This window comes from Pseudomonas sp. MWU13-2100 (assembly GCF_023242365.1).
GTDB lineage: Bacteria > Pseudomonadota > Gammaproteobacteria > Pseudomonadales > Pseudomonadaceae > Aquipseudomonas.
In genome coordinates this window covers 20023-38516 of the sequence record NZ_JALLIX010000049.1, presented here as the reverse complement: position 1 = coordinate 38516, position 18494 = coordinate 20023, and the positions used below count along the sequence as shown (strand labels likewise).

Here is an 18494-nt window from a genome sequence, read left to right as displayed (position 1 = left end):
TGCACCGTGGCAACTTCATCCGTACTGGCGGGCCTGACCATCCTGATCATCGGCGACAGCCACGTGGCCACCCCGGATTTCCTGCTCAATCCGCTGCACGATGCCCTCAGCCGGCAGGGCGCCCAGGTCCACTCCCTGGGAATCTGCGGGGCCAATGCCGGCGATTGGCTCAAGACCACGCCCAGCCCCTGCGGCGGCGCCGAACGCAGGGGCAGCGCAGCGGCCAAGATGCTGACAGACGCATCGACCCGGCCGATCGGCGACTTGCTGGACAGCGACAAACCCAACCTCACCCTCATCGTCATGGGTGACACCATGGCCAGCTACGACAAACCGAGCTTCCCCAAGGCCTGGATCTGGAAACAGACCGACAACCTGGTCAAGGCCATTGCCGCCCATCACACCCCCTGCGTCTGGGTCGGACCGAACTGGGGCAGCGAGGGCGGCAAATATGGCAAGACCTATGAACGCGTGAAGGTGATGTCGGACTTCCTGGCAAAAAACGTCGCGCCGTGCAGCTATATCGACTCATTGCAGTTCTCCGCCAAAGGCCAGTGGGCGACCATTGACGGCCAGCACCTGACCCGCACCGGCTACCAGACCTGGAGCGAGGACATCGTCAAGGCCCTGTTGCAGGCCCCGGCGCTCAAGGCGGTCGGCAAATGAACAGGACAGGCAAACTGCTGTTGGCTCTGGCGACGCTGATGAGCTTTGCCGCTACCCACGCCGATACCGCGCTCTATCCCACCGGGCCGAGCCGGGACTCGGCTTTCATTCGCTTTGTCAACGCCCTCGACACGCCCCTCGAGGTGCTCCCGGAAGGCGAGCAGGCACCTAAGACGCTGGCCCCGTCAGTCATTTCGGCGTTCTCCACGGTACCCGCTGACAAACCGGTCACGGGCGCCTTGAGCAGTGCCGGTGTCAGCGTGCCGGTCAAGCTGGAGCTGTCCCCCGGCGAGTTCGTGACCTTGGTGGTGGTGCCCGGCGACAAGGGTTTTGAACTGCTGACCGTGCGTGAGCAACCGAAAGACTTCAATGGCCTCCAGGCCTCAGTGGCATTCATCAACGCCGACCCCGACTGCCCCCTTGGAGGTTTGCAGCGTGCAGGCCAACATAGCGGTGACGATTCGAAGCGCAAAGACCACCAGGATCGGCAGATTTTCCATGACGTGAACCCTGGTCTGCTCGACCGTCGCGAGGTCAATCCGGTAGAGCTCTCCGTGCGAGGCTTGTGCAGCGACACCTTACTCACCGAGCCCCTGAGCCTGGGTCTGCTGGAACAGGGAGAACGCTACACGGTGCTGATCCTGTCTCAAAACGGCAAACCGACGCTGGTGTCCGTCAAGGACGTCTTTGCCCAATAAACCCTCAAGCCGGACGCAATACCGGCAAGCTCGTGGTGGACTTGATCTCGGACAGGGCAACGATGGAGTTGACCTCCTGGATCCCCGGCACCATCGACAGCTTCTCGAAGAAAAACCGCTCATAGGCCTCGATATCCGCCGTGACGATCCGCAGCAGGAAATCCACCGCCCCCATCAGCACATAACACTCCAGCACTTGCGGGAAACCACGAATCGCCTCGGTGAACTCGGTGAAGTTGGAGCGGCCATGGGCGTTGAGTTTGACCTCGGCGAAGATCTGCGTGTTGAGGCCGATTTTCTTGCGGTCCAGCAAGGTCACCTGGGCACGGATCACCCCCTCTTCCTTGAGCCGCTGAATCCGCCGCCAGCAGGGCGACTGGGACAGTCCCACCTGTTCGGCAATCTGCGCGCTGGAAAGCGAGGCATCTTCTTGCAGCAAGGCCAGGATCCGGCGGTCATAGGTGTCCAGCTCGCCGTGCATATAAAAACCCCATAAAAGCATACTAGCGAATAGATTATGTCCTGATCAGACAATACCAGCCCATCATAGACAAGAAATGCCCGGCTCGGCGTGTAAAAATTTCCCAAGACTATCCCGCCGCCGCCCCAGGATCCTCATCATGCCTTCCCCCGAAGCCCTCCATGACGCTCCCACCCGTGCCGATGTCTGGGCGGCGGGCAATGCCCACTGCCAGGTGCGCTACCAGGTCCTCGCCGAAGCGGAACCGGATCTGCTCTGTCGCCTGCTGAACCTGTTCGCCCTGCAGTTCCTGACTCCGCAACAGGTGCAGGCGCAACAAGACGACGGGCTGCTGGCGATCGATGTCGTGCTGGACGGCCTGAGCTGGCACCGCGCCCAGGTCATCGCGGAAAAAATGCGCAATCTGATCAGTGTCTGTTCCGTGGCCCTGCAACCGACCCAAGGCGCACAGCTGCACAGCGCACAAGCCGCGGGCTGATGGTGTTTTTGAAAAAAATCGCAATCTTTGTCTTGGTATCGACGCCGACGTCAGGCAGCCTCGCGTCTATTCTTGGCAATTGACGATCAGACAGGGACTACGTCTGCATCGCTGGTTGCAGGACCGACCGAATAGGAGCCCGCATGCCCGTCGCCCCCCTCTCCCCGGACCGTTGGCTGGATGTCAATGAGCTGTTGCGCGAACTGGTCGCCCAGGGTTTTATCAGCCAGGAAGTCGCCGAACAGGCCCTGGCCACCCGACGCACCTCACGCAATACCCAGCAGCACCCGCTGGAGTTCATCGCCAGCCAGCAGCTGGCCGACTTGAGCCGTCCGGGCAAGCCCCTGGATCTGGAAAACCTGACCGTCTGGCTGGCCCGCCAGGCCGGCCAACCGTATCTGCGCATCGACCCGCTGAAGATCAACGTGGCGGCGGTCACCGGGTTGATGTCCTACGCTTTCGCGCAACGGCACAAGATTCTCGCGGTGGCGGTCGACCGCGACGGCGTGACCATCGCCAGCGCCCAGCCCCATGTACGGACCTGGGAAGCCGACCTCAGCCACGTGCTGAAACTGCCGATCCGCCGGGTGGTGGCCAACCCGCTGGATATCCAGCGCTTCACCGTGGAGTTTTTCCGCCTGGCCAAGTCGGTCAGCGGGGCCAGCCTGGTCGACCAGAAGAACCATAACCCGGGCAACTTCGAACAGTTGCTCAACCTCGGCGCCAGCGACCAGGAACCGGACGCCAACGATGCCCATATCGTCAATATCGTCGACTGGCTGTTCCAGTACGCCTTCCAGCAACGGGCCAGCGACATCCACATCGAACCGCGCCGCGAACAGGGCACGGTGCGCTTTCGCATCGACGGCGTGCTGCACAACGTCTACCAGTTCCCGCCCCAGGTGACCATGGCGATTGTCAGCCGCCTGAAAAGCCTGGGTCGGATGAACGTCGCGGAAAAGCGCAGGCCCCAGGACGGCCGGGTCAAGACCAAGACCCCGGACGGCGGCGAGGTCGAGTTGCGCCTGTCGACGCTGCCCACGGCCTTCGGCGAGAAGATGGTCATGCGGATCTTCGACCCGGAAGTACTGCTCAAGGATTTCGACCAGTTGGGCTTCGGCGCCGACGACCTGCGCCGCTGGCAGGAGATGACCCGCCAGCCCAACGGCATCATCCTGGTCACCGGCCCGACCGGCTCGGGCAAGACCACCACGCTGTACACCACCCTGAAGAAGCTGGCGACCTCGGAGGTCAACCTCTGCACCATCGAGGACCCGATCGAGATGATCGAGCCGGCCTTCAACCAGATGCAGGTCCAGCACAATATCGACCTGACCTTTGCCAGCGGCGTGCGCGCACTGATGCGCCAGGACCCGGACATCATCATGATCGGCGAGATCCGCGACCTGGAAACCGCCGAAATGGCGATCCAGGCCGCGCTCACCGGGCACCTGGTGCTCTCGACCCTGCACACCAACGACGCGCCGAGCGCCATCAGCCGCCTGTTGGAACTGGGCGTGCCGCATTACCTGATCAAAGCCACCGTGCTCGGGGTCATGGCCCAGCGCCTGGTGCGCACCCTGTGTCCGCACTGCAAGGCGCCGACCCAGCTGGAAGAGGACGACTGGGCAAGCCTGACCCGGCCCTGGCAGGCGCCGATGCCGAGCGGCGCCCAGCGCGCCGTCGGTTGCCTGGAATGTCGCGACACCGGTTATCACGGGCGCGCCGGGGTCTATGAGATCCTGGTGTTGAACGATGGCCTGAAAACGCATATCCACGCCGACACCGACCTCCTGGCCCTGCGCCGTCAGGCGTTCAAGGACGGCATGCGCAGCCTGCGGCTGTCCGGCGCGCAGAAGGTCGCGGCGGGGCTGACCACCGTCGAGGAGGTGCTGCGGGTCACGCCACAGAGCGAGCAGCGCTGATGAAAGTGTCACGACATGCGTCCGCAGCCGAGTAAACACTTTTTATCCGCGCAAGCCCCGTTACACTCAAGGTAACCGCCTTCTCGATAAACACTTGCAACAGGGAATTGTCATGCAAATCGGCAGCGTACTCCTACTCTTCGTCGGCCTGGCCATCGCCCTGGTGTTCATGGGCTTCAAGGTCGTGCCCCAGGGCTATCAATGGACGGTGGAGCGCTTCGGGCGCTACACCAACACCCTCAAGCCGGGCCTGAACATCATCATCCCGGTCATGGACCGCATCGGGCGCAAGATCAACGTGATGGAAAGCGTGCTCGACATTCCGCCCCAGGAAGTCATCACCGCCGACAACGCCACGGTCCAGATCGACGCCGTGTGCTTCTTCCAGGTGGTCAATGCCGCCCAGGCCGCCTACGAGGTGAACAACCTCGAACACGCCATCCGCAACCTGTTGCAGACCAATATCCGTACCGTGCTCGGCTCCATGGAGCTGGACGCCATGCTCGGCCAACGCGACGCCATCAACGAGCGCCTGCTGCGCACCGTCGATGAAGCCACCGCGCCGTGGGGCATCAAGGTGACCCGCATCGAGATCAAGGACATCAGCCCGCCCGCCGACCTGATGGCGGCCATGTCCGGGCAGATGAAGGCCGAGCGGGTCAAGCGCGCGCAAATCCTCGAGGCCGAAGGCCTGCGCGCCTCGGCGATCCTCACCGCCGAAGGCAAGAAACAGGCGCAGATCCTCGAGGCCGAGGGCGCCCGACAGTCGGCCTTCCTCCAGTCCGAGGCCCGTGAACGCCAGGCCGAAGCCGAAGCCCGGGCGACCCAGGTGGTCTCCGAGGCCATCGCCAAGGGTAACGTACAGGCGGTGAACTACTTCGTCGCACAGAAATACATCGACGCCCTGGGCAAGCTGGCCTCGGCCAACAACAGCAAGGTGATCCTGATGCCGCTGGAAGCCAGCCAGGTGATCGGCGCGATTGGCGGCATCGGCGAGATCGTCAAGGCCACGTTCGACAGCAAGAAACCCTGAGGCAACGCCCATGTGGGAATTCCTGCAACACCTGTCCTTCTGGGACTGGCTGGCCCTCGGCACGCTGTTGTTGATTCTCGAAATATTCGGCGCCGGCGGTTACCTGCTGTGGGTCGGGACTGCCGCCGCGGCCGTGGGCATCCTGACCTACCTGATTCCCGGCCTGCATTGGACCCTGCAGTTCGTGCTGTTCGGCGTGCTGTCGATTCTCACCGCATGGCTCTGGTGGAAACGCCAGCGCAGCAACGCCCGGCCCAGCGACCAGCCGGGGCTCAATGAGCGCGGGCATGATCTGCTCGGCAGGACCTTCATGGTGCATGTCGCCATTGTCGCCGGACGCGGCAAGATCAAGGTCGGCGACAGCGTCTGGATGGCCAGCGGACCGGATTGCGAAGTCGGCACCCAGGTCCGGGTGGTCGGCCAGGACGGCAGTACCTTGCATGTGCAAAGGATTGAGTGAAGTCAATTGAACTCCGGTATGACAACGGCAATCAAACCTCTCAAATACCCACACCGGAGTCACCCTCATGCGTCTTAAAACAGCAGTTGTCGCATTGGCCTTGTTTACCCTTCCCGTTGGCGCCGCGATGGCCGACGAGTTCTGGCGCAACGTCCTTTCCTCTGGCGCCACCACCGGTTCCACCTACCTGACCTTCAGGAAGGACCACAAGCTGGTGGTCGCGGCCCAGGATGATGCCAGCAGCTTCGTAGCCAGCGATGGCGGCATCCGCGGCCCTTACCTGGAGGCCGCCATGCAGAAACTGCGAGCCGACAACCCGGGCTTGAAGGTCACCGACATGGAGTTGGCCAACGCCATCCTGGCGAAGAACACCGTCGCTGAAGACTGATCCAAAGGCTTCCCCCCCAGTCAAAACGCCGCTTAACCGCGGCGTTTTGCCTTGCCCGGGCAGCGGCCCGGTGTGTTCGTTCAGCGTCCGGACAGCAAAAAAAGCACTGAATTTTCACCTTAAAACAGTATCATCGCCAGTATTGCAGCCTTGCTGTCTACTCTTCACTGCCGGTAGAACACTGCCGGCCTTCACAGCGGACGTCACGACCCCATGAGCGAACTTCCTTTCCTGCCTTTCTCCAAACCGACCATCGACGAAGCGACCATTGCCGCCGTGGGCGATGTCCTGCGTTCCGGCTGGATCACCAGCGGGCCGAAGGTCGCGGCCTTTGAAGCGCAACTGTCGGAATACTTCGGCGGGCGTCCGGTGCGCACTTTCAACTCCGGCACCTGCACCATGGAAATCGCCTTGCGCATCGCTGGCATCGGCGCGGGCGACGAGGTGATCACCACGCCTATCTCCTGGGTAGCGACCGCCAACGTGATCATCGAAGTCGGCGCGACCCCGGTGTTCGCCGATATCGACCCGGTGACCCGCAATATCGACCTGGACAAGGTCGAGGCCGCCATCACCCCGCGCACCAAGGCGATCATCCCGGTTTACCTGTCCGGCCTGCCGGTGGATATGGATCGCCTGTACGCCATCGCCAAGAAACACAACCTGCGCATCGTCGAAGACGCCGCCCAGGCCCTGGGTTCGGAATGGAACGGCCAGAAGATCGGTGCCCTCGGTGACCTGGTGTCGTTCAGCTTCCAGGCGAACAAGAACATCACTTCGTCCGAAGGCGGCTGCCTGGTGTTGAACAACGCCGAAGAAGCCCGCCTGGCCGAGAAATATCGCCTGCAGGGCGTGACCCGTACCGGCCATGACGGCCTCGACGTGGACGTGCTGGGCGGCAAGTTCAACATGACCGACGTCGCCGCGGCCATCGGCCTGGGCCAGTTTGCCCATATCGACAAGATCACCCCGCACCGCCGTGAGCTGGCCGAATACTATTTCGAATGCTTCGGCAGTGATTTCGAGGAGAAATACGGCGCGCAGCTACCGGTGAAGGATTTCACCAACAGCAACTGGCACATGTTCCAGCTGGTACTGCCGGAGCGTCAGGACGGCCAGCCGGCGCGGGCGACCTTCATGGAAGAGATGAAGCAGCGCGGCATCGGCATCGGCTATCACTACCCGGCGATCCACCTGCTGAGCCTGTACCGCAAACGCGGTTTCAAGGAAGGCATGTTCCCGATCGCCGAACGCGTCGGGCGCCTGATCGTGTCGTTGCCGATGTTCAACGCCATGACCAAGGCCGATGTCGAGCGTTCGGTGGCGGCGGTCAAGGCGGTTTTGCAACCGTAACAGCAAGAGCGCCCTCTCCCGCTGCGGTGGAGAGAGGGCTTGCTCAGTCCTGTGGCGAGCGGGCTTGCCCGCGCTGGGGCGCGAAGCGGCCCTAGAACCAACGAACACGGTAGATCAGGTAAGCCGAGTTAGTCGGTTTTGCGACTGCTTCGCAGCTGAGCGTGGCGGTGCGGCGTTCCGACAAGCCCACTCACCACAAGTGAGAACACCCACAAAATGAGTGTTCCCACAAAAACCAGGCTGGTGGATTACTCGCCGATAGCCTTCTTGTAACCCGCCGCATCCAGCAACTTCTCCAGCTCCGCCGCATTGCTCGGCTTGAGCTTGAAGATCCACGCGCCGTACGGATCGGAGTTCAGCAGCTCAGGTTCGCCGGACAACGCCTCGTTGACCGCGATCACCTCGCCCGACACTGGCGAATAGATATCCGAAGCGGCCTTCACCGACTCGACCACACCGGCCGCCTCGCCAGCAGCGAACTCGGTACCGACTTCAGTCAGTTCCACGAACACCACATCGCCCAAGGCTTCCTGGGCATGGTCGCTGATGCCGACGGTAACTGTACCGTCAGCTTCCAGGCGGGCCCACTCGTGACTTTCGGCAAAACGCAGATCAGCTGGGATATCGCTCATATTCAGTGTCCTCAAATTTAAGTATCAGTGGCGGAGCGATTGAGGGCCCGCCGGAAAAGTCAGATCAAGGTTTTGCCATGACGCACGAACGTCGGCTTTACCACACGAACCGGGTACCATTTGCCACGAATTTCAACTTCGGCGCGATCAGCCGTGGCCGAGGGAACACGCGCCAGCGCAATCGACTTGCTAAGCGTAGGAGAGAAACTACCACTGGTGATCTCTCCTTCGCCAACCTCGGCGATCCGAACCACCTGATGCGCCCGCAGAACGCCGCGCTCTTCCAGCACCAGTCCGACCAGCTTGAGCTTGGCGCCGGCGGCTTTTTCCGCCTCCAGGGCGCTACGCCCGATAAAGTCGCGATCGGCCGGCTCCCAGGCAATGGTCCAGGCCATATTGGCCGCCAGCGGCGAAACGTCCTGGTGAATATCCTGGCCGTAAAGGTTCATGCCGGCCTCCAGGCGCAAGGTATCCCGGGCGCCAAGACCGATGGGCGAAATACCCGCGCCCACCAGGTCGTTGAAAAAGCCGGGGGCCTGGTCGGCCGGCAGGACAATCTCCAGGCCGTCTTCCCCGGTATAGCCGGTGCGGGCGATGAACCAATCACCGTCACTGCGGCCTTCGAAGGGCTTGAGCTGCTGGATCAGTTGGCCGCGGGACTGGCTCACCAACTCGGCGATCTTGTGCCGGGCCTGGGGCCCCTGGATCGCCAGCATCGCCAGCTCCGGGCGCTCGTGCAATTGCACGTCGTAGCCGGCGAGCCGGGCCTGCATCCAGGCCATGTCCTGATCACGGGTGGCGGCATTGACCACCAGGCGATAACCGGCCTCGGTGCGATAGACGATCATGTCGTCGACCACCCCACCGTGCTCGTTGAGCATCGCGCTGTACAAGGCGCGACCGGTGCTCTCGAGACGCTCGACATCGTTGGCCAGCAGGTGGCGCAACCAGGCTTTGGCCTGGCTGCCGCTGATATCGATCACGGTCATGTGCGAGACATCGAACACGCCGCAGTCACGTCGCACCTGATGGTGCTCCTCGACCTGCGAGCCGTAATGCAGTGGCATATCCCAACCGCCAAAATCGACCATCTTCGCGCCAAGGGCGAGGTGCAGGTCATAGAGAGGCGTACGCTGTCCCATGGGTTTCTCCTTCCGGGCGTGGCGAAGGCGCGGACAGGCAGGAAACCGGCTTGAGCCCTTTATGGATGGGGCCTTGAGTCCTGTTTCGTACCCGGTCTGTCAGACGGACCGCACCGAATGCCGCGCATTGTAGCCGCAAGGGAGAACCATGACACCTAGCCGATTCGATGTGCCGAACGGCGAATCAAGCCGATCACCGGCAACAGCCCGACCAGCACCAGCGTCAAGGCCGGCAGCGAGGCCCGCGCCCACTCCCCTTCGCTGGTCATTTCGAAGATCCGCACCGCCAGCGTGTCCCAGCCAAACGGGCGCATCAGCAGGGTGGCGGGCATTTCCTTGAGCACATCGACGAACACCAGCAACGCCGCACTGAAGGCGCCGGGCAGCAACAACGGCAGATACACTTTGCAAAACAGTAGTGGCCCACTGACCCCAAGGCTACGCGCCGCCTCGGGCAAAGACGGCCGGATACGCGCCAGGCTGCTTTCCAGCGGGCCATAGGCCACGGCGATAAAACGCACCAGATAGGCCAGCAGCAAGGCCGACAGACTGCCCAGCAGCAACGGCTTGCCCGTCCCACCCAGCCAGCCCGACAGCGGGATCACCAGCATCCGGTCCAGATAACTGAACGCGAGCATGATCGACACCGCCAGCACCGAGCCCGGCAACGCGTAGCCGAGATTGGCCAGGCTGACCCCGGAGCGGATGATCCGGGTCGGCGCCTGACGGCGGGCAAAGGCCAGCATCAGGGCCACGCTGACGGTGATCAGCGCCGCCATGACGCCCAGGTACAAGGTGTGCAAGATCAATCCGGTGTAACGTTCGTCGAGATCGAAACGGCCGCGCTGCCAGAACCAGACCAGCAGTTGCAGCAGCGGGATGATAAAGGCACAGGCGAATACCAACAGGCACCAGGCGCTGGCCGCCAGTGCCTTCACGCCGCGTAGATGATAGAGCGGCTGGCCCCGTGGACGGTCATTGCCGCTGCGCACGGCGCCACGGGCGCGACGTTCGCCGTAGAGCACCAGCAGCACCGCCAGCAGCAACAGGCTGGCCAGTTGCGCGGCGCTGGAGAGACTGAAGAAACCGTACCAGGTCTTGTAGATGGCGGTGGTGAAGGTATCGAAGTTGAACACCGCGACGGCACCGAAATCCGCCAGGGTCTCCATCAGCACCAGGGCCACGCCGGCACCGATGGCCGGACGTGCCATGGGCAGCGCCACCCGCCAGAACGCCTGCCAGGGCGATTGCCCGAGGACCCGGGCGGCTTCCATCAGGCCCTTGCCCTGGGCCATGAAGGCGCTGCGCGCCAGCAGGTAGACGTAGGGGTAGAAAACCAGCACCAGCACCAGGATCACCCCGCCGGCGGAACGCACCCTGGGCAGGCGCAGGCCACTCCCAAACCACTCGCGCAACAGGCTTTGCAGCGGGCCGGAGAAATCCAACAGACCGACAAAAACAAACGCCAGCACATAGGCCGGGATGGCGAATGGGAGCATCAGCGCCCAGTCCAGCCAGCGCCGGCCGGGGAATTCGCAGAGACTGGTGAGCCAGGCCAGGCTCACCCCCAACAGGGTGACCCCGAGGCCGACGCCCACCACCAGAGTCAGGGTGTTACCCAACAGGCGTGGCAGTTGGGTGTCCCAGAGATGGGACCAGATCTGCAGGTCGATCGACTGCCAGGACAACAGCAGCACGCTCAGGGGCAGCAGTACCAGGGCGGCGACGGCAAAGACCAGAGGATACCAGCGGCGCTGGGCGGGATGGGCCAAGGGGACTCTCTGAGCAAAGGGATACGGCGATCAGTTGGGCTGACCACTCGCCACAAAAAATGGCATGTAACCAAGACTTGTGTGTGCTCAGTTCCAGCCAGCCCTGTCCATAAGGCGGATCGCCTCGGCCTGGCGCTTGCCGGCAATCTCCACGGGCAGGCTATCGGGCACGAAGCGGCCCCAGCTCGCCACTTCCGTCGACGGCGGCACCGCCGGGTTGGCCGGGAACTCCTGGTTCCCGTCGGCAAAGATGCGCTGCGCCTCGGGCGTGGTCATCCATTCCACCAGGGCTTTGGCCGCTTCCGGATGGGGTGCGTGTTTGGTCAGGCCAATGCCCGAGAGGTTTACATGCACGCCGCGGTCGTCCTGGTTCGGCCAGAACAGTTTGACCGCCAGGTTCGGGTTCTGCTTGTGCAGGCGACCGTAGTAGTAGGTGTTGACGATCCCGACGTCGCACTGCCCGGCATTGATCGCCTGCAGCACGGCGATATCGTCGGCGAACACATCGGTGGACAGGTTGCCGACCCAGCCCTTGAGGATCTGTTCGGTCTTCTCGGCACCATGGACTTCGATCAGGGTCGCGGTCAGCGACTGGTTGTAGACCTTCTTCGCCGTGCGCAGGCACAGGCGGCCTTCCCACTGTTTGTCGGCGAGGGCTTCGTAAGTGCTCAGGTCGGAGGGCTTGACCCGTTCGGTGGAGTACGCCAGGGTCCGCGCACGCAGGCTCAGGCCGGTCCACTCATGGGCGGACGAACGGTATTGCAACGGAATATTGGCGTCGATCACCTTGGACCTGAAGGGCTGCAGGATGCCCATTTTTTCCGCCTGCCAGAGGTTGCCGGCATCGACGGTGAGCAGCAGGTCGGCGCTGGCGTTTTCGCCTTCGGCCTTGATCCGCTGCATCAGCGGCGCTTCCTTGTCGGTGATGAACTTGATCTTGACCCCGGTCTTGGCGGTGTAGGCGTCGAAGACCGGCTTGATCAGTTCGTCGATGCGCGAGGAGTAGACCACCACTTCGTCGGCGGCGTGGGCAGTGCTGGCCATGAGAGAAAGGGCCAGGGCCGTCAGTAGACGCTTGGGTGCCGACATGGGAGCGGTCTCTCGATTTCGAAATGAGCGCGAAATGATAGTGACTCACATTTCGCTTCTCAAACTTAACCGCAGACAGAGGAGTTACCAGATGTTGCACAGATGCCCATCAGGCCCTCGCCAACTCCGGCAAATCTCCCGTCAGCCCCAGCGCCTGGCGCACGAACAGCGCCTTGGCCTCGGGCATCTGCTCGACGCTCTTCAATCCGGCATTACGCAGCCAGCGCAGCGCCAATGAGTCGGCCTGGAACAGCCGTTCGAAGCCTTCCATCGCCGCCATCAACCCCAGGTTGTGGGGCATGCGCCGCCGTTCGAAGCGGCTCAGCACCCGCACATCCGCCAGCCGTTCGCCGCGCTCGCACGCATGCAGCAACTCTTCAGCCAGCACCGCCGCATCGAGAAAGCCCAGGTTCACGCCCTGGCCGGCCAACGGGTGAATGGTGTGCGCCGCATCGCCGATCAGCGCCAGCCCTTCGGCCACATAACGCTTGGCATGGCGTTGACGCAGCGGCACACAGAGCCGCGCATCCGCCGAAAGCACCGTGCCCAACCGCCCTTCGAAAGCCCGCTCCAGCTCCCGACAGAAGTCTTCCTCTTCCAGCAGCATCAGGCGCTGCGCCTGCTCCGGGGTAGTCGACCAGACGATCGAGCACCAGTCCTGCTGCCCGTCACGTTCCAGCGGCAGGAAGGCCAGCGGGCCGTCATCGGTAAACCGCTGCCAGGCGGTCATCTGGTGCGGTCGCGAACTGCGCACGCTGGTCACGATCGCGTGGTGCAGATAGTCCCACTCGCGGGTGGCGCAGCCGGCCAAACGACGGACCGCCGAATTGGCGCCGTCCGCCGCGATCACCAGGGGCGCGCGCAGCTTGCGGCCATCGGCCAGGGTCAGCAACCAGTCGTCGCCGGAACGGCGCATCTGCTCCAGGCGTGCATTGGCCAGCAGGCCCATGTCGCAGTCATGCAGGCGCTCGAGCAAGGCATCCTGGACCACCCGGTTCTCGACGATATGTCCCAGCACCTCGGCATGCACGCTGGCCGCCGAGAAGTGGATCTGCCCGGTTCCGCTGCCGTCCCAGACCTGCATGTCGCGGTACGGGCTGGCCCGCCGGGCGCTGATCCCGGCCCACACGCCAAGGCGCTCGAGAATCCGTTGGCTGGCGGCGGACAAGGCGCTGACCCGCGGCTCGAAGGCCGCCTGCGGGTCGAACGGCTTGACGCTCAGCGGGCTGCCATCGAGCAGGAGAATCTCCAGCCCGCTGTCTTTCAACGCCAGGGCCAGGGCGCTTCCGACCATTCCGGCCCCGACAATCAGCACATCTGCGCGCATTTCCATGCTTTAAGCCTTAGTGAAGGTTATGCGGACTTTGCAGGAGCAGGGCCCGCCCGCGAAGCTTTTGGCGGCCTCAAGGGCCTCTTCGCGAGCAAGCTCTGCTCCCACACGGTTCGGAGTGTGGAGGCGGGCGTATCCCAGGTCCGGCAAGGCCCTAGACATCGGAACGGGTACCCAGGCCCATGGCCTGCCGGGCGAACCAGCGTTTGGCCGGTGGCAGCAGGTCCAGGCCCAGCAGGCCGATATTGCGTCCCAGGGCCACCAACGGCTGGGCGTTGCCGAACAGGCGGGTGACCTGGTCGGAGAAGCCCACGGTGAGCTGTTGGTCCAGGCGTTGACGCGCCTGGTAGGCCTGCAAGGTCGCCAGGTCGCCCAACGGGGCCGTACTCGCCAGCAAGGCCTCGGCCAGGGCCTGGGCATCGCGCAGGGACAGGTTGAAACCCTGCCCGGCAATCGGATGCAGGCTGTGGGCGGCGTTGCCCAGCACCACCAGATGCGCACGCACCTGTTCTTCGGCTTCCACCAGGCTCAGCGGGTACAGGTGCCGCGCACCGACCTGGCGCAAGGTGCCCAGGCGATAACCGAACACACCCTGCAACTCAGTGAGGAAACTGCGCTCGTCCAGCTCGGCCAGGCGTTGGGCGTCCATCCCCTGCCGGGTCCAGACCAGCGCGCAGCGATTCTCCGGCAACGGCAGCAGGGCCATCGGCCCCTCGTCGGTAAACCGCTCGAAAGCCATACCGTTATGGACTTCACTGGTGGTGATATTGGCGATCAAGGCACTCTGATGATAGGAACGTTTGCGCACGCCGATCCCCAACTGCTCGCGCAACCCGGAGCGACCGCCATCCGCCAGTATCGCCAGGTCGCAGTCCAGCTGGGTTTCATCCCCCAGGGTCAGTCGATAGCCATCTTCCAGCGGTTGCAGGTGGCTGACTTCGGCCGGGCAACGCCAGCTGATCACCTCCCGGTCCAGCGCCTGCCACAAGCATTGCCCCAGCCAGGCGTTCTCCACCACGTACCCCAGGGCCGGCACGCCCTCCTCCATGGCGGACAAGCGCGCCGTGGAGAAACGTCCGCGGTCGGACACATGAATCTGCTTGATCGGCTCGGCCCGCTGGCTGATCGACTGCCACACACCCAGGCGCTGATAGATCTGCCGGGCGCCGAAGGACAGCGCCGAAGAGCGCGCGTCGTAGCTGGGCTGATAGCTGTCGCCGGGGGCGAACGGTTCGATCAGGGTAATCTTCCAGCCCCGGGCCTTGGCCCCGGCCTGCAAGGCCAGCGCCAGGCTGGCACCGACCAGGCCACCGCCGATGATCGCCAGATTGACCCGGCTCATGCCGCCTGGGTCCGGGCAGCGGCCATCAGGGCCTCGATCTCGGCCACGGTCTTGGGCACGCCACCGGTGAGGATTTCACAGCCTTGTCTGGTCACCACCACATCGTCCTCAATGCGCACACCAATACCTCGCCATTTCTTCGCCACGTTCTGGTTGTCCGAGGCGATATAAATCCCCGGTTCCACGGTCAGCGCCATGCCGACCTCCAGCACGCGCCATTGATCACCGACCTTGTAGTCACCGACATCATGCACATCCATCCCCAGCCAATGGCCGGCACGGTGCATGTAGAACGCCTTGTAGGCTTCGGCGGCGATCAGTTCGTCGACATCGCCCTGCAACAGCCCCAGCTCCACCAGCCCGGCGGTAATCACCTGCACGGTGGCCTCGTGGGCCTGGTTCCAATGCTTGTTCGGCGCAATTTCGGCAAACGCCGCTTCCTGGGCCGCCAGCACCAGTTCGTAGATCGCCTTCTGCTCCGGCGAAAATCGCCCACTGACCGGCCAGGTGCGGGTGATATCGCTGGCGTAGCAGTCGATCTCGCAACCGGCGTCAATCAACACCAGGTCGCCGTCCTTGAGCAGCGCGTCATTCTGCTGGTAATGCAGGATGCAACTGTTGCGTCCGGCCGCGACGATGGAACCGTAGGCCGGCATCTTCGCCCCGCCCTTGCGGAACTCGTAGTCGAGCTCGGCTTCCAGGCTGAACTCGTGCAAGCCGGCGCGGCCGGCCTGCATTGCCCGCACATGGGCGCGGCAGGAAATCGCCGCGGCCTCGCGCATCACCTTCACTTCAGCCGCCGATTTATACAGGCGCATGTCGTGCAGCAGATGATCCAGGGCAACGAATTCGTTCGGCGGTTGCGCACCGAGGTGGGCCTTGGAACGGATCACGTTGATCCACTCCATCAGGTGCCGGTCGAACTCCGGGTTGCTGCCCATGGCCGAATAGACCCGGTCGCGCCCTTCGATCAGGCCCGGGAGAATGTCGTCGATATCGTTGATCGGGAACGCGTCGTCGGCGCCGAAATCGCGGATCGCACCCTCCTGTCCGGCACGCAGCCCATCCCAGAGCTCGCGCTCGACATTGCGCTCGCGGCAGAACAGCAGGTATTCACCGTGGGGTCGGCCGGGGATCAGCACGATCACCGCCTGGGGCTCGGGAAAGCCGCTCAGGTACTGGAAGTCACTGTCCTGGCGATAGACGTGCTCGACATCGCGATTGCGAATCGCCACGGCGGCGGCCGGCAGGATCGCGATGCTGTTGGGTTCCATCTGCGCCATCAGGGCCTTGCGGCGCCGGGCGTATTCCGCTTTCGGGATATGGATCATGGGCAGATGGAGCTCCCTGTCTGAAGGCGTCTTAGTGCAGAGAAGGCTTGGCAGCCGGTTCAGCCGGTTTGTTGATTTCGGTGAACAGCAGCAGCGGCGCAACCCGCAGGTATTCCATGACTTCCATGTAATCGCTTTCGCCGTCGTCGGATTCTTCCAGGGCGTCCTGCACCTGGGCGATGGCCGCCAGGTCCTGGAGCACCTCGGTGGCCTCGACGCTCAGGGCGTTGGCGCGGTAGGTCAGGCCGAAACCGGCGAGGAAACCCTGGCACCACTGCCCCAAGGCAATGGCGCGCTCGGTCAGCGGCGCGTCGTCGGAGGGCAACAGCAGGACAACGGTCATGTCATCGCTGGTAAGCTCGCCCTTGACCATCTCTTGCAGGCCGATCAGGGCGTTGCGCACGTTGTCTTGCGGCTCGCCTTCGAGCAGCTCGGCGGCGTCCACCAGCCAGCTGTCGGCTTCGAAGCCGGCACCGGCGCAGCTGCGGCCGAGCAACAGGCCGTGCAGTTCAGCCGGCGAGACAGGGTGACCGCTGGTGCTCAGCAGGGTGGCAAAGGCGTTATACGGGGAATTCTGAATAGGCATGGGCGGCTAGGCGCCAAGCGGCGCAATGTCTAGAATGAAGGCCTTGTATCCTAGCATTCGCGCACGAGCCAGACCATCGGCCGTCCAAACGTTTGCTCCGCGCCGTGTTTACTACCGATCATCAGTCATATTCAGTGGATACCCGATGGAAGACACCGACCTGCACGCGCTGATGGCCAGACTCGAACTGCTGATTACCCGGGTCGAGCAACTAAAAAGCCAAAACGGACTCTTACTAGCTCAGGAAAAGACCTGGCGCGAGGAGCGCGCAACCCTCATTGAAAAAAACGAAATCGCCCGGCGTAAGGTCGAATCCATGATTTCGCGCCTAAAAGCCCTGGAGCAAGACTCATGAGTTCAAGCAATAACGTGACCGTGCAGATCCTCGATAAAGAATATTCGATCATCTGCCCGCAGGAAGAACGCAGCAACCTGGTCAGCGCCGCTCGCTACCTGGACGGCAAGATGCGCGAAATCCGCAGCAGCGGCAAAGTCGTGGGTGCCGACCGCATTGCCGTGATGGCCGCGCTGAACATTACCCACGACCTGCTGCATCGCCAGGAACGCCCTGATGTACAGGCCAGCGGCTCGACCCGCGAACAGGTGCGTGATCTGCTCGATCGTGTCGATTTGGCGCTGTCCGCTGATCCGGACAACAGCAAAGGCTGATTCCTACAGCCAGTTTCGGGTATACTGATGCCACTCCCTGGAGTGCTTGCCAGTTGGTGATGTCCCTGAGCCGATTCGCAAAACCACGGGAGTTGCACGTTGGGGCCGGTGCGCATGTCCGCTAGACGGAAAGCCTTAAGGCCTCCTGCAACTTCCACCTTGAACTCTCGGGTTCAAGGGCTAAGCCGACAGCGGTACGTCGGGGAGCCTGATTTCAACCCGGTGCCGGCTATCACTGCCGGCAGTGGTGTTAACGGGTTGCCGTCCTGGCCGCTCGATTGCCCAAGCCAGATGCCATGACCGAACCTGCGCTGCCTTCCCGCCCGCAACTTCGACGACTGCTGCGCAAAGCACGCCGCGCGCTCAGCACCAGTGAACAACGCCAGGCTGCCCGCGGCCTGTACCGGCAATTGGCACAACACCCGCTGTTTCGCCGTGCCCGCCACATTTCCCTGTACCTGCCCACCGACGGTGAGATCGATCCGCGCCTGCTGCTGCGTGAAGCGCAACGACGGGGCAAGCACACCTATCTGCCGGTGCTGAGCGCCTGGCCGCGCACGCGGATGGTATTCCAGCGCATTCGGCCGGGGGAGAAGCTGCACCCCAATCGTTTTCGTATTCTTGAGCCACGGGTCAACCTGGCCGCGCAACGCAAGGTCTGGACCTTGGACCTGGTGCTGCTGCCCTTGGTGGGTTTCGATATCGAGGGTGGACGATTGGGGATGGGCGGCGGTTTTTATGACCGCAGCCTGGCGTATCTGGCCCGCCGCCAAAGCTGGCGCAAGCCGACGCTGCTGGGGCTGGCCCATGAATGTCAGAAGGTCGGGAAGTTGAATCAGGCCAGCTGGGATGTGCCGTTACACGGCACGGTCACGGACCGCGCCTGGTATTTCGCGCAATAACGAATCGGCTCGATCCGGCAGGAGCCGTCGAGATCAGCGCTTGAACAGGGTCGACTGCTGCGGCTGCGGCTGGACGATTTCCACCGGTACATCTTTCTTGCCGGACCAAAGGCCTTGGGCATAGCCTGTAGTGACCACGCCCAAACCGAACAAAATCACCAAAATCCATAGTAAATCCGGTTTGCGTTTCATCGATTGCCCCCCTAGGCAAATGATC

General features: G+C 63.1%; 21 protein-coding genes and 1 other RNA gene. 12 read left to right on the top strand and 10 right to left on the bottom strand.

What is annotated here, in order from left to right; all coding sequences use genetic code 11:
* Positions 1–6: 6 nt before the first annotated feature.
* Both M5B99_RS25685 and M5B99_RS25680 read left to right on the top strand, forming a co-directional pair.
* Complete coding sequence (locus M5B99_RS25685) at positions 7–666, top strand: SGNH/GDSL hydrolase family protein (protein ID WP_248806684.1); 660 nt, start codon at positions 7–9, stop codon at positions 664–666.
* A complete protein-coding gene (locus M5B99_RS25680; RefSeq protein WP_248806683.1) occupies positions 663–1364 on the top strand; it encodes an alginate O-acetyltransferase AlgF in 702 nt (233 codons plus the stop codon). Before M5B99_RS25685 ends, M5B99_RS25680 begins: the two co-directional genes overlap by 4 nt.
* Before the next feature lie 4 nt (positions 1365–1368).
* Here the strand turns inward: M5B99_RS25680 and M5B99_RS25675 are convergent, their stop codons facing one another.
* A complete protein-coding gene (locus tag M5B99_RS25675; RefSeq protein WP_248806682.1) occupies positions 1369–1845 on the bottom strand; it encodes an Lrp/AsnC family transcriptional regulator in 477 nt (158 codons plus the stop codon).
* Positions 1846–1984: 139 nt separating this feature from the next.
* Here M5B99_RS25675 and M5B99_RS25670 point away from each other — a divergent pair, with 139 nt between their 5' ends.
* From M5B99_RS25670 to M5B99_RS25645, 6 genes are all read left to right on the top strand, one after another.
* On the top strand, positions 1985–2323 hold the full coding sequence (locus tag M5B99_RS25670; protein ID WP_248806681.1) for a hypothetical protein: 339 nt from the start codon (positions 1985–1987) through the stop codon (positions 2321–2323).
* Between the two features lie 143 nt (positions 2324–2466).
* Positions 2467–4248, top strand: a complete 1782-nt coding sequence (locus tag M5B99_RS25665) for a GspE/PulE family protein (protein WP_248806680.1) — start codon at positions 2467–2469, stop codon at positions 4246–4248.
* 112 nt (positions 4249–4360) lie between these two features.
* Positions 4361–5281 (top strand): SPFH domain-containing protein, encoded by a 921-nt coding sequence (locus tag M5B99_RS25660; RefSeq protein WP_100942067.1) that lies wholly within the window; start codon positions 4361–4363, stop codon positions 5279–5281.
* A gap of 10 nt (positions 5282–5291) precedes the next feature.
* A complete protein-coding gene (locus M5B99_RS25655; protein WP_248806679.1) occupies positions 5292–5741 on the top strand; it encodes an NfeD family protein in 450 nt (149 codons plus the stop codon).
* A gap of 67 nt (positions 5742–5808) precedes the next feature.
* A complete protein-coding gene (locus M5B99_RS25650; protein WP_248806678.1) occupies positions 5809–6129 on the top strand; it encodes a DUF2388 domain-containing protein in 321 nt (106 codons plus the stop codon).
* Between the two features lie 213 nt (positions 6130–6342).
* The gene (locus M5B99_RS25645) at positions 6343–7482 is read left to right on the top strand and encodes a DegT/DnrJ/EryC1/StrS family aminotransferase (RefSeq protein WP_248806677.1); all 1140 of its coding nucleotides are present in this window, start codon (positions 6343–6345) and stop codon (positions 7480–7482) included.
* Positions 7483–7730: 248 nt separating this feature from the next.
* Here the strand turns inward: M5B99_RS25645 and gcvH are convergent, their stop codons facing one another.
* The 8 genes from gcvH to M5B99_RS25605 all read right to left on the bottom strand — a co-directional run bounded on the left by gcvH (position 7731) and on the right by M5B99_RS25605 (position 16706).
* On the bottom strand, positions 7731–8114 hold the full coding sequence (gene gcvH, locus M5B99_RS25640; RefSeq protein ID WP_248806676.1) for a glycine cleavage system protein GcvH: 384 nt from the start codon (positions 8112–8114) through the stop codon (positions 7731–7733).
* Positions 8115–8173: 59 nt separating this feature from the next.
* Positions 8174–9256 carry a glycine cleavage system aminomethyltransferase GcvT gene (gene gcvT, locus M5B99_RS25635; RefSeq protein ID WP_248806675.1) on the bottom strand — a complete coding sequence of 361 codons (1083 nt, stop codon included), beginning with the start codon at positions 9254–9256 and terminating at the stop codon, positions 8174–8176.
* 155 nt (positions 9257–9411) lie between these two features.
* Entirely contained in the window at positions 9412–11028 is a 1617-nt protein-coding gene (locus tag M5B99_RS25630; protein WP_248806674.1) for an ABC transporter permease, read from the bottom strand.
* 87 nt (positions 11029–11115) lie between these two features.
* Positions 11116–12117 (bottom strand): extracellular solute-binding protein, encoded by a 1002-nt coding sequence (locus M5B99_RS25625; RefSeq protein WP_248806673.1) that lies wholly within the window; start codon positions 12115–12117, stop codon positions 11116–11118.
* A gap of 109 nt (positions 12118–12226) precedes the next feature.
* The gene (locus M5B99_RS25620; RefSeq protein ID WP_248806690.1) at positions 12227–13444 is read right to left on the bottom strand and encodes a 2-octaprenyl-3-methyl-6-methoxy-1,4-benzoquinol hydroxylase; all 1218 of its coding nucleotides are present in this window, start codon (positions 13442–13444) and stop codon (positions 12227–12229) included.
* Between the two features lie 157 nt (positions 13445–13601).
* The gene (ubiH, locus tag M5B99_RS25615) at positions 13602–14789 is read right to left on the bottom strand and encodes a 2-octaprenyl-6-methoxyphenyl hydroxylase (RefSeq protein ID WP_248806672.1); all 1188 of its coding nucleotides are present in this window, start codon (positions 14787–14789) and stop codon (positions 13602–13604) included.
* Complete coding sequence (pepP, locus tag M5B99_RS25610; protein ID WP_248806671.1) at positions 14786–16120, bottom strand: Xaa-Pro aminopeptidase; 1335 nt, start codon at positions 16118–16120, stop codon at positions 14786–14788. The genes ubiH and pepP overlap by 4 nt, the downstream gene beginning before the upstream one ends.
* Before the next feature lie 31 nt (positions 16121–16151).
* Complete coding sequence (locus M5B99_RS25605; RefSeq protein ID WP_248806670.1) at positions 16152–16706, bottom strand: YecA family protein; 555 nt, start codon at positions 16704–16706, stop codon at positions 16152–16154.
* Positions 16707–16851: 145 nt separating this feature from the next.
* Between M5B99_RS25605 and M5B99_RS25600 the strand changes: the two genes are divergently transcribed.
* From M5B99_RS25600 to M5B99_RS25585, 4 genes are all read left to right on the top strand, one after another.
* Positions 16852–17061 (top strand): TIGR02449 family protein, encoded by a 210-nt coding sequence (locus tag M5B99_RS25600; RefSeq protein WP_100942079.1) that lies wholly within the window; start codon positions 16852–16854, stop codon positions 17059–17061.
* Complete coding sequence (locus tag M5B99_RS25595; protein ID WP_100942080.1) at positions 17058–17375, top strand: cell division protein ZapA; 318 nt, start codon at positions 17058–17060, stop codon at positions 17373–17375. The genes M5B99_RS25600 and M5B99_RS25595 overlap by 4 nt, the downstream gene beginning before the upstream one ends.
* A gap of 31 nt (positions 17376–17406) precedes the next feature.
* Positions 17407–17585, top strand: a non-coding RNA gene (gene ssrS / locus M5B99_RS25590) — 6S RNA.
* 86 nt (positions 17586–17671) lie between these two features.
* Positions 17672–18277, top strand: coding sequence for a 5-formyltetrahydrofolate cyclo-ligase (locus tag M5B99_RS25585; protein ID WP_248806669.1), 606 nt, complete (start codon positions 17672–17674; stop codon positions 18275–18277).
* Positions 18278–18310: 33 nt separating this feature from the next.
* On the opposite strand, the gene M5B99_RS25580 is transcribed toward M5B99_RS25585, so the two are convergent.
* Entirely contained in the window at positions 18311–18469 is a 159-nt protein-coding gene (locus M5B99_RS25580; RefSeq protein ID WP_248806668.1) for a hypothetical protein, read from the bottom strand.
* Positions 18470–18494: the final 25 nt, after the last annotated feature.

Coding starts and splice junctions, on each gene's coding strand:
- M5B99_RS25680 (WP_248806683.1), top strand. CDS start 663: ATGAACAGGACAGGCAAACTGCTGTTGGCTCTGGCGACGCTGATGAGC.
- M5B99_RS25660 (WP_100942067.1), top strand. CDS start 4,361: ATGCAAATCGGCAGCGTACTCCTACTCTTCGTCGGCCTGGCCATCGCC.
- M5B99_RS25655 (WP_248806679.1), top strand. CDS start 5,292: ATGTGGGAATTCCTGCAACACCTGTCCTTCTGGGACTGGCTGGCCCTC.
- M5B99_RS25595 (WP_100942080.1), top strand. CDS start 17,058: ATGAGTTCAAGCAATAACGTGACCGTGCAGATCCTCGATAAAGAATAT.
- gcvH (WP_248806676.1), bottom strand. CDS start 8,114: ATGAGCGATATCCCAGCTGATCTGCGTTTTGCCGAAAGTCACGAGTGG.
- M5B99_RS25605 (WP_248806670.1), bottom strand. CDS start 16,706: ATGCCTATTCAGAATTCCCCGTATAACGCCTTTGCCACCCTGCTGAGC.
- M5B99_RS25600 (WP_100942079.1), top strand. CDS start 16,852: ATGGAAGACACCGACCTGCACGCGCTGATGGCCAGACTCGAACTGCTG.
- M5B99_RS25580 (WP_248806668.1), bottom strand. CDS start 18,469: ATGAAACGCAAACCGGATTTACTATGGATTTTGGTGATTTTGTTCGGT.
- pepP (WP_248806671.1), bottom strand. CDS start 16,120: ATGATCCATATCCCGAAAGCGGAATACGCCCGGCGCCGCAAGGCCCTG.
- gcvT (WP_248806675.1), bottom strand. CDS start 9,256: ATGGGACAGCGTACGCCTCTCTATGACCTGCACCTCGCCCTTGGCGCG.
- M5B99_RS25645 (WP_248806677.1), top strand. CDS start 6,343: ATGAGCGAACTTCCTTTCCTGCCTTTCTCCAAACCGACCATCGACGAA.
- M5B99_RS25665 (WP_248806680.1), top strand. CDS start 2,467: ATGCCCGTCGCCCCCCTCTCCCCGGACCGTTGGCTGGATGTCAATGAG.
- M5B99_RS25625 (WP_248806673.1), bottom strand. CDS start 12,117: ATGTCGGCACCCAAGCGTCTACTGACGGCCCTGGCCCTTTCTCTCATG.
- M5B99_RS25675 (WP_248806682.1), bottom strand. CDS start 1,845: ATGCACGGCGAGCTGGACACCTATGACCGCCGGATCCTGGCCTTGCTG.
- M5B99_RS25670 (WP_248806681.1), top strand. CDS start 1,985: ATGCCTTCCCCCGAAGCCCTCCATGACGCTCCCACCCGTGCCGATGTC.
- ubiH (WP_248806672.1), bottom strand. CDS start 14,789: ATGAGCCGGGTCAATCTGGCGATCATCGGCGGTGGCCTGGTCGGTGCC.
- M5B99_RS25650 (WP_248806678.1), top strand. CDS start 5,809: ATGCGTCTTAAAACAGCAGTTGTCGCATTGGCCTTGTTTACCCTTCCC.
- M5B99_RS25585 (WP_248806669.1), top strand. CDS start 17,672: ATGACCGAACCTGCGCTGCCTTCCCGCCCGCAACTTCGACGACTGCTG.
- M5B99_RS25620 (WP_248806690.1), bottom strand. CDS start 13,444: ATGCGCGCAGATGTGCTGATTGTCGGGGCCGGAATGGTCGGAAGCGCC.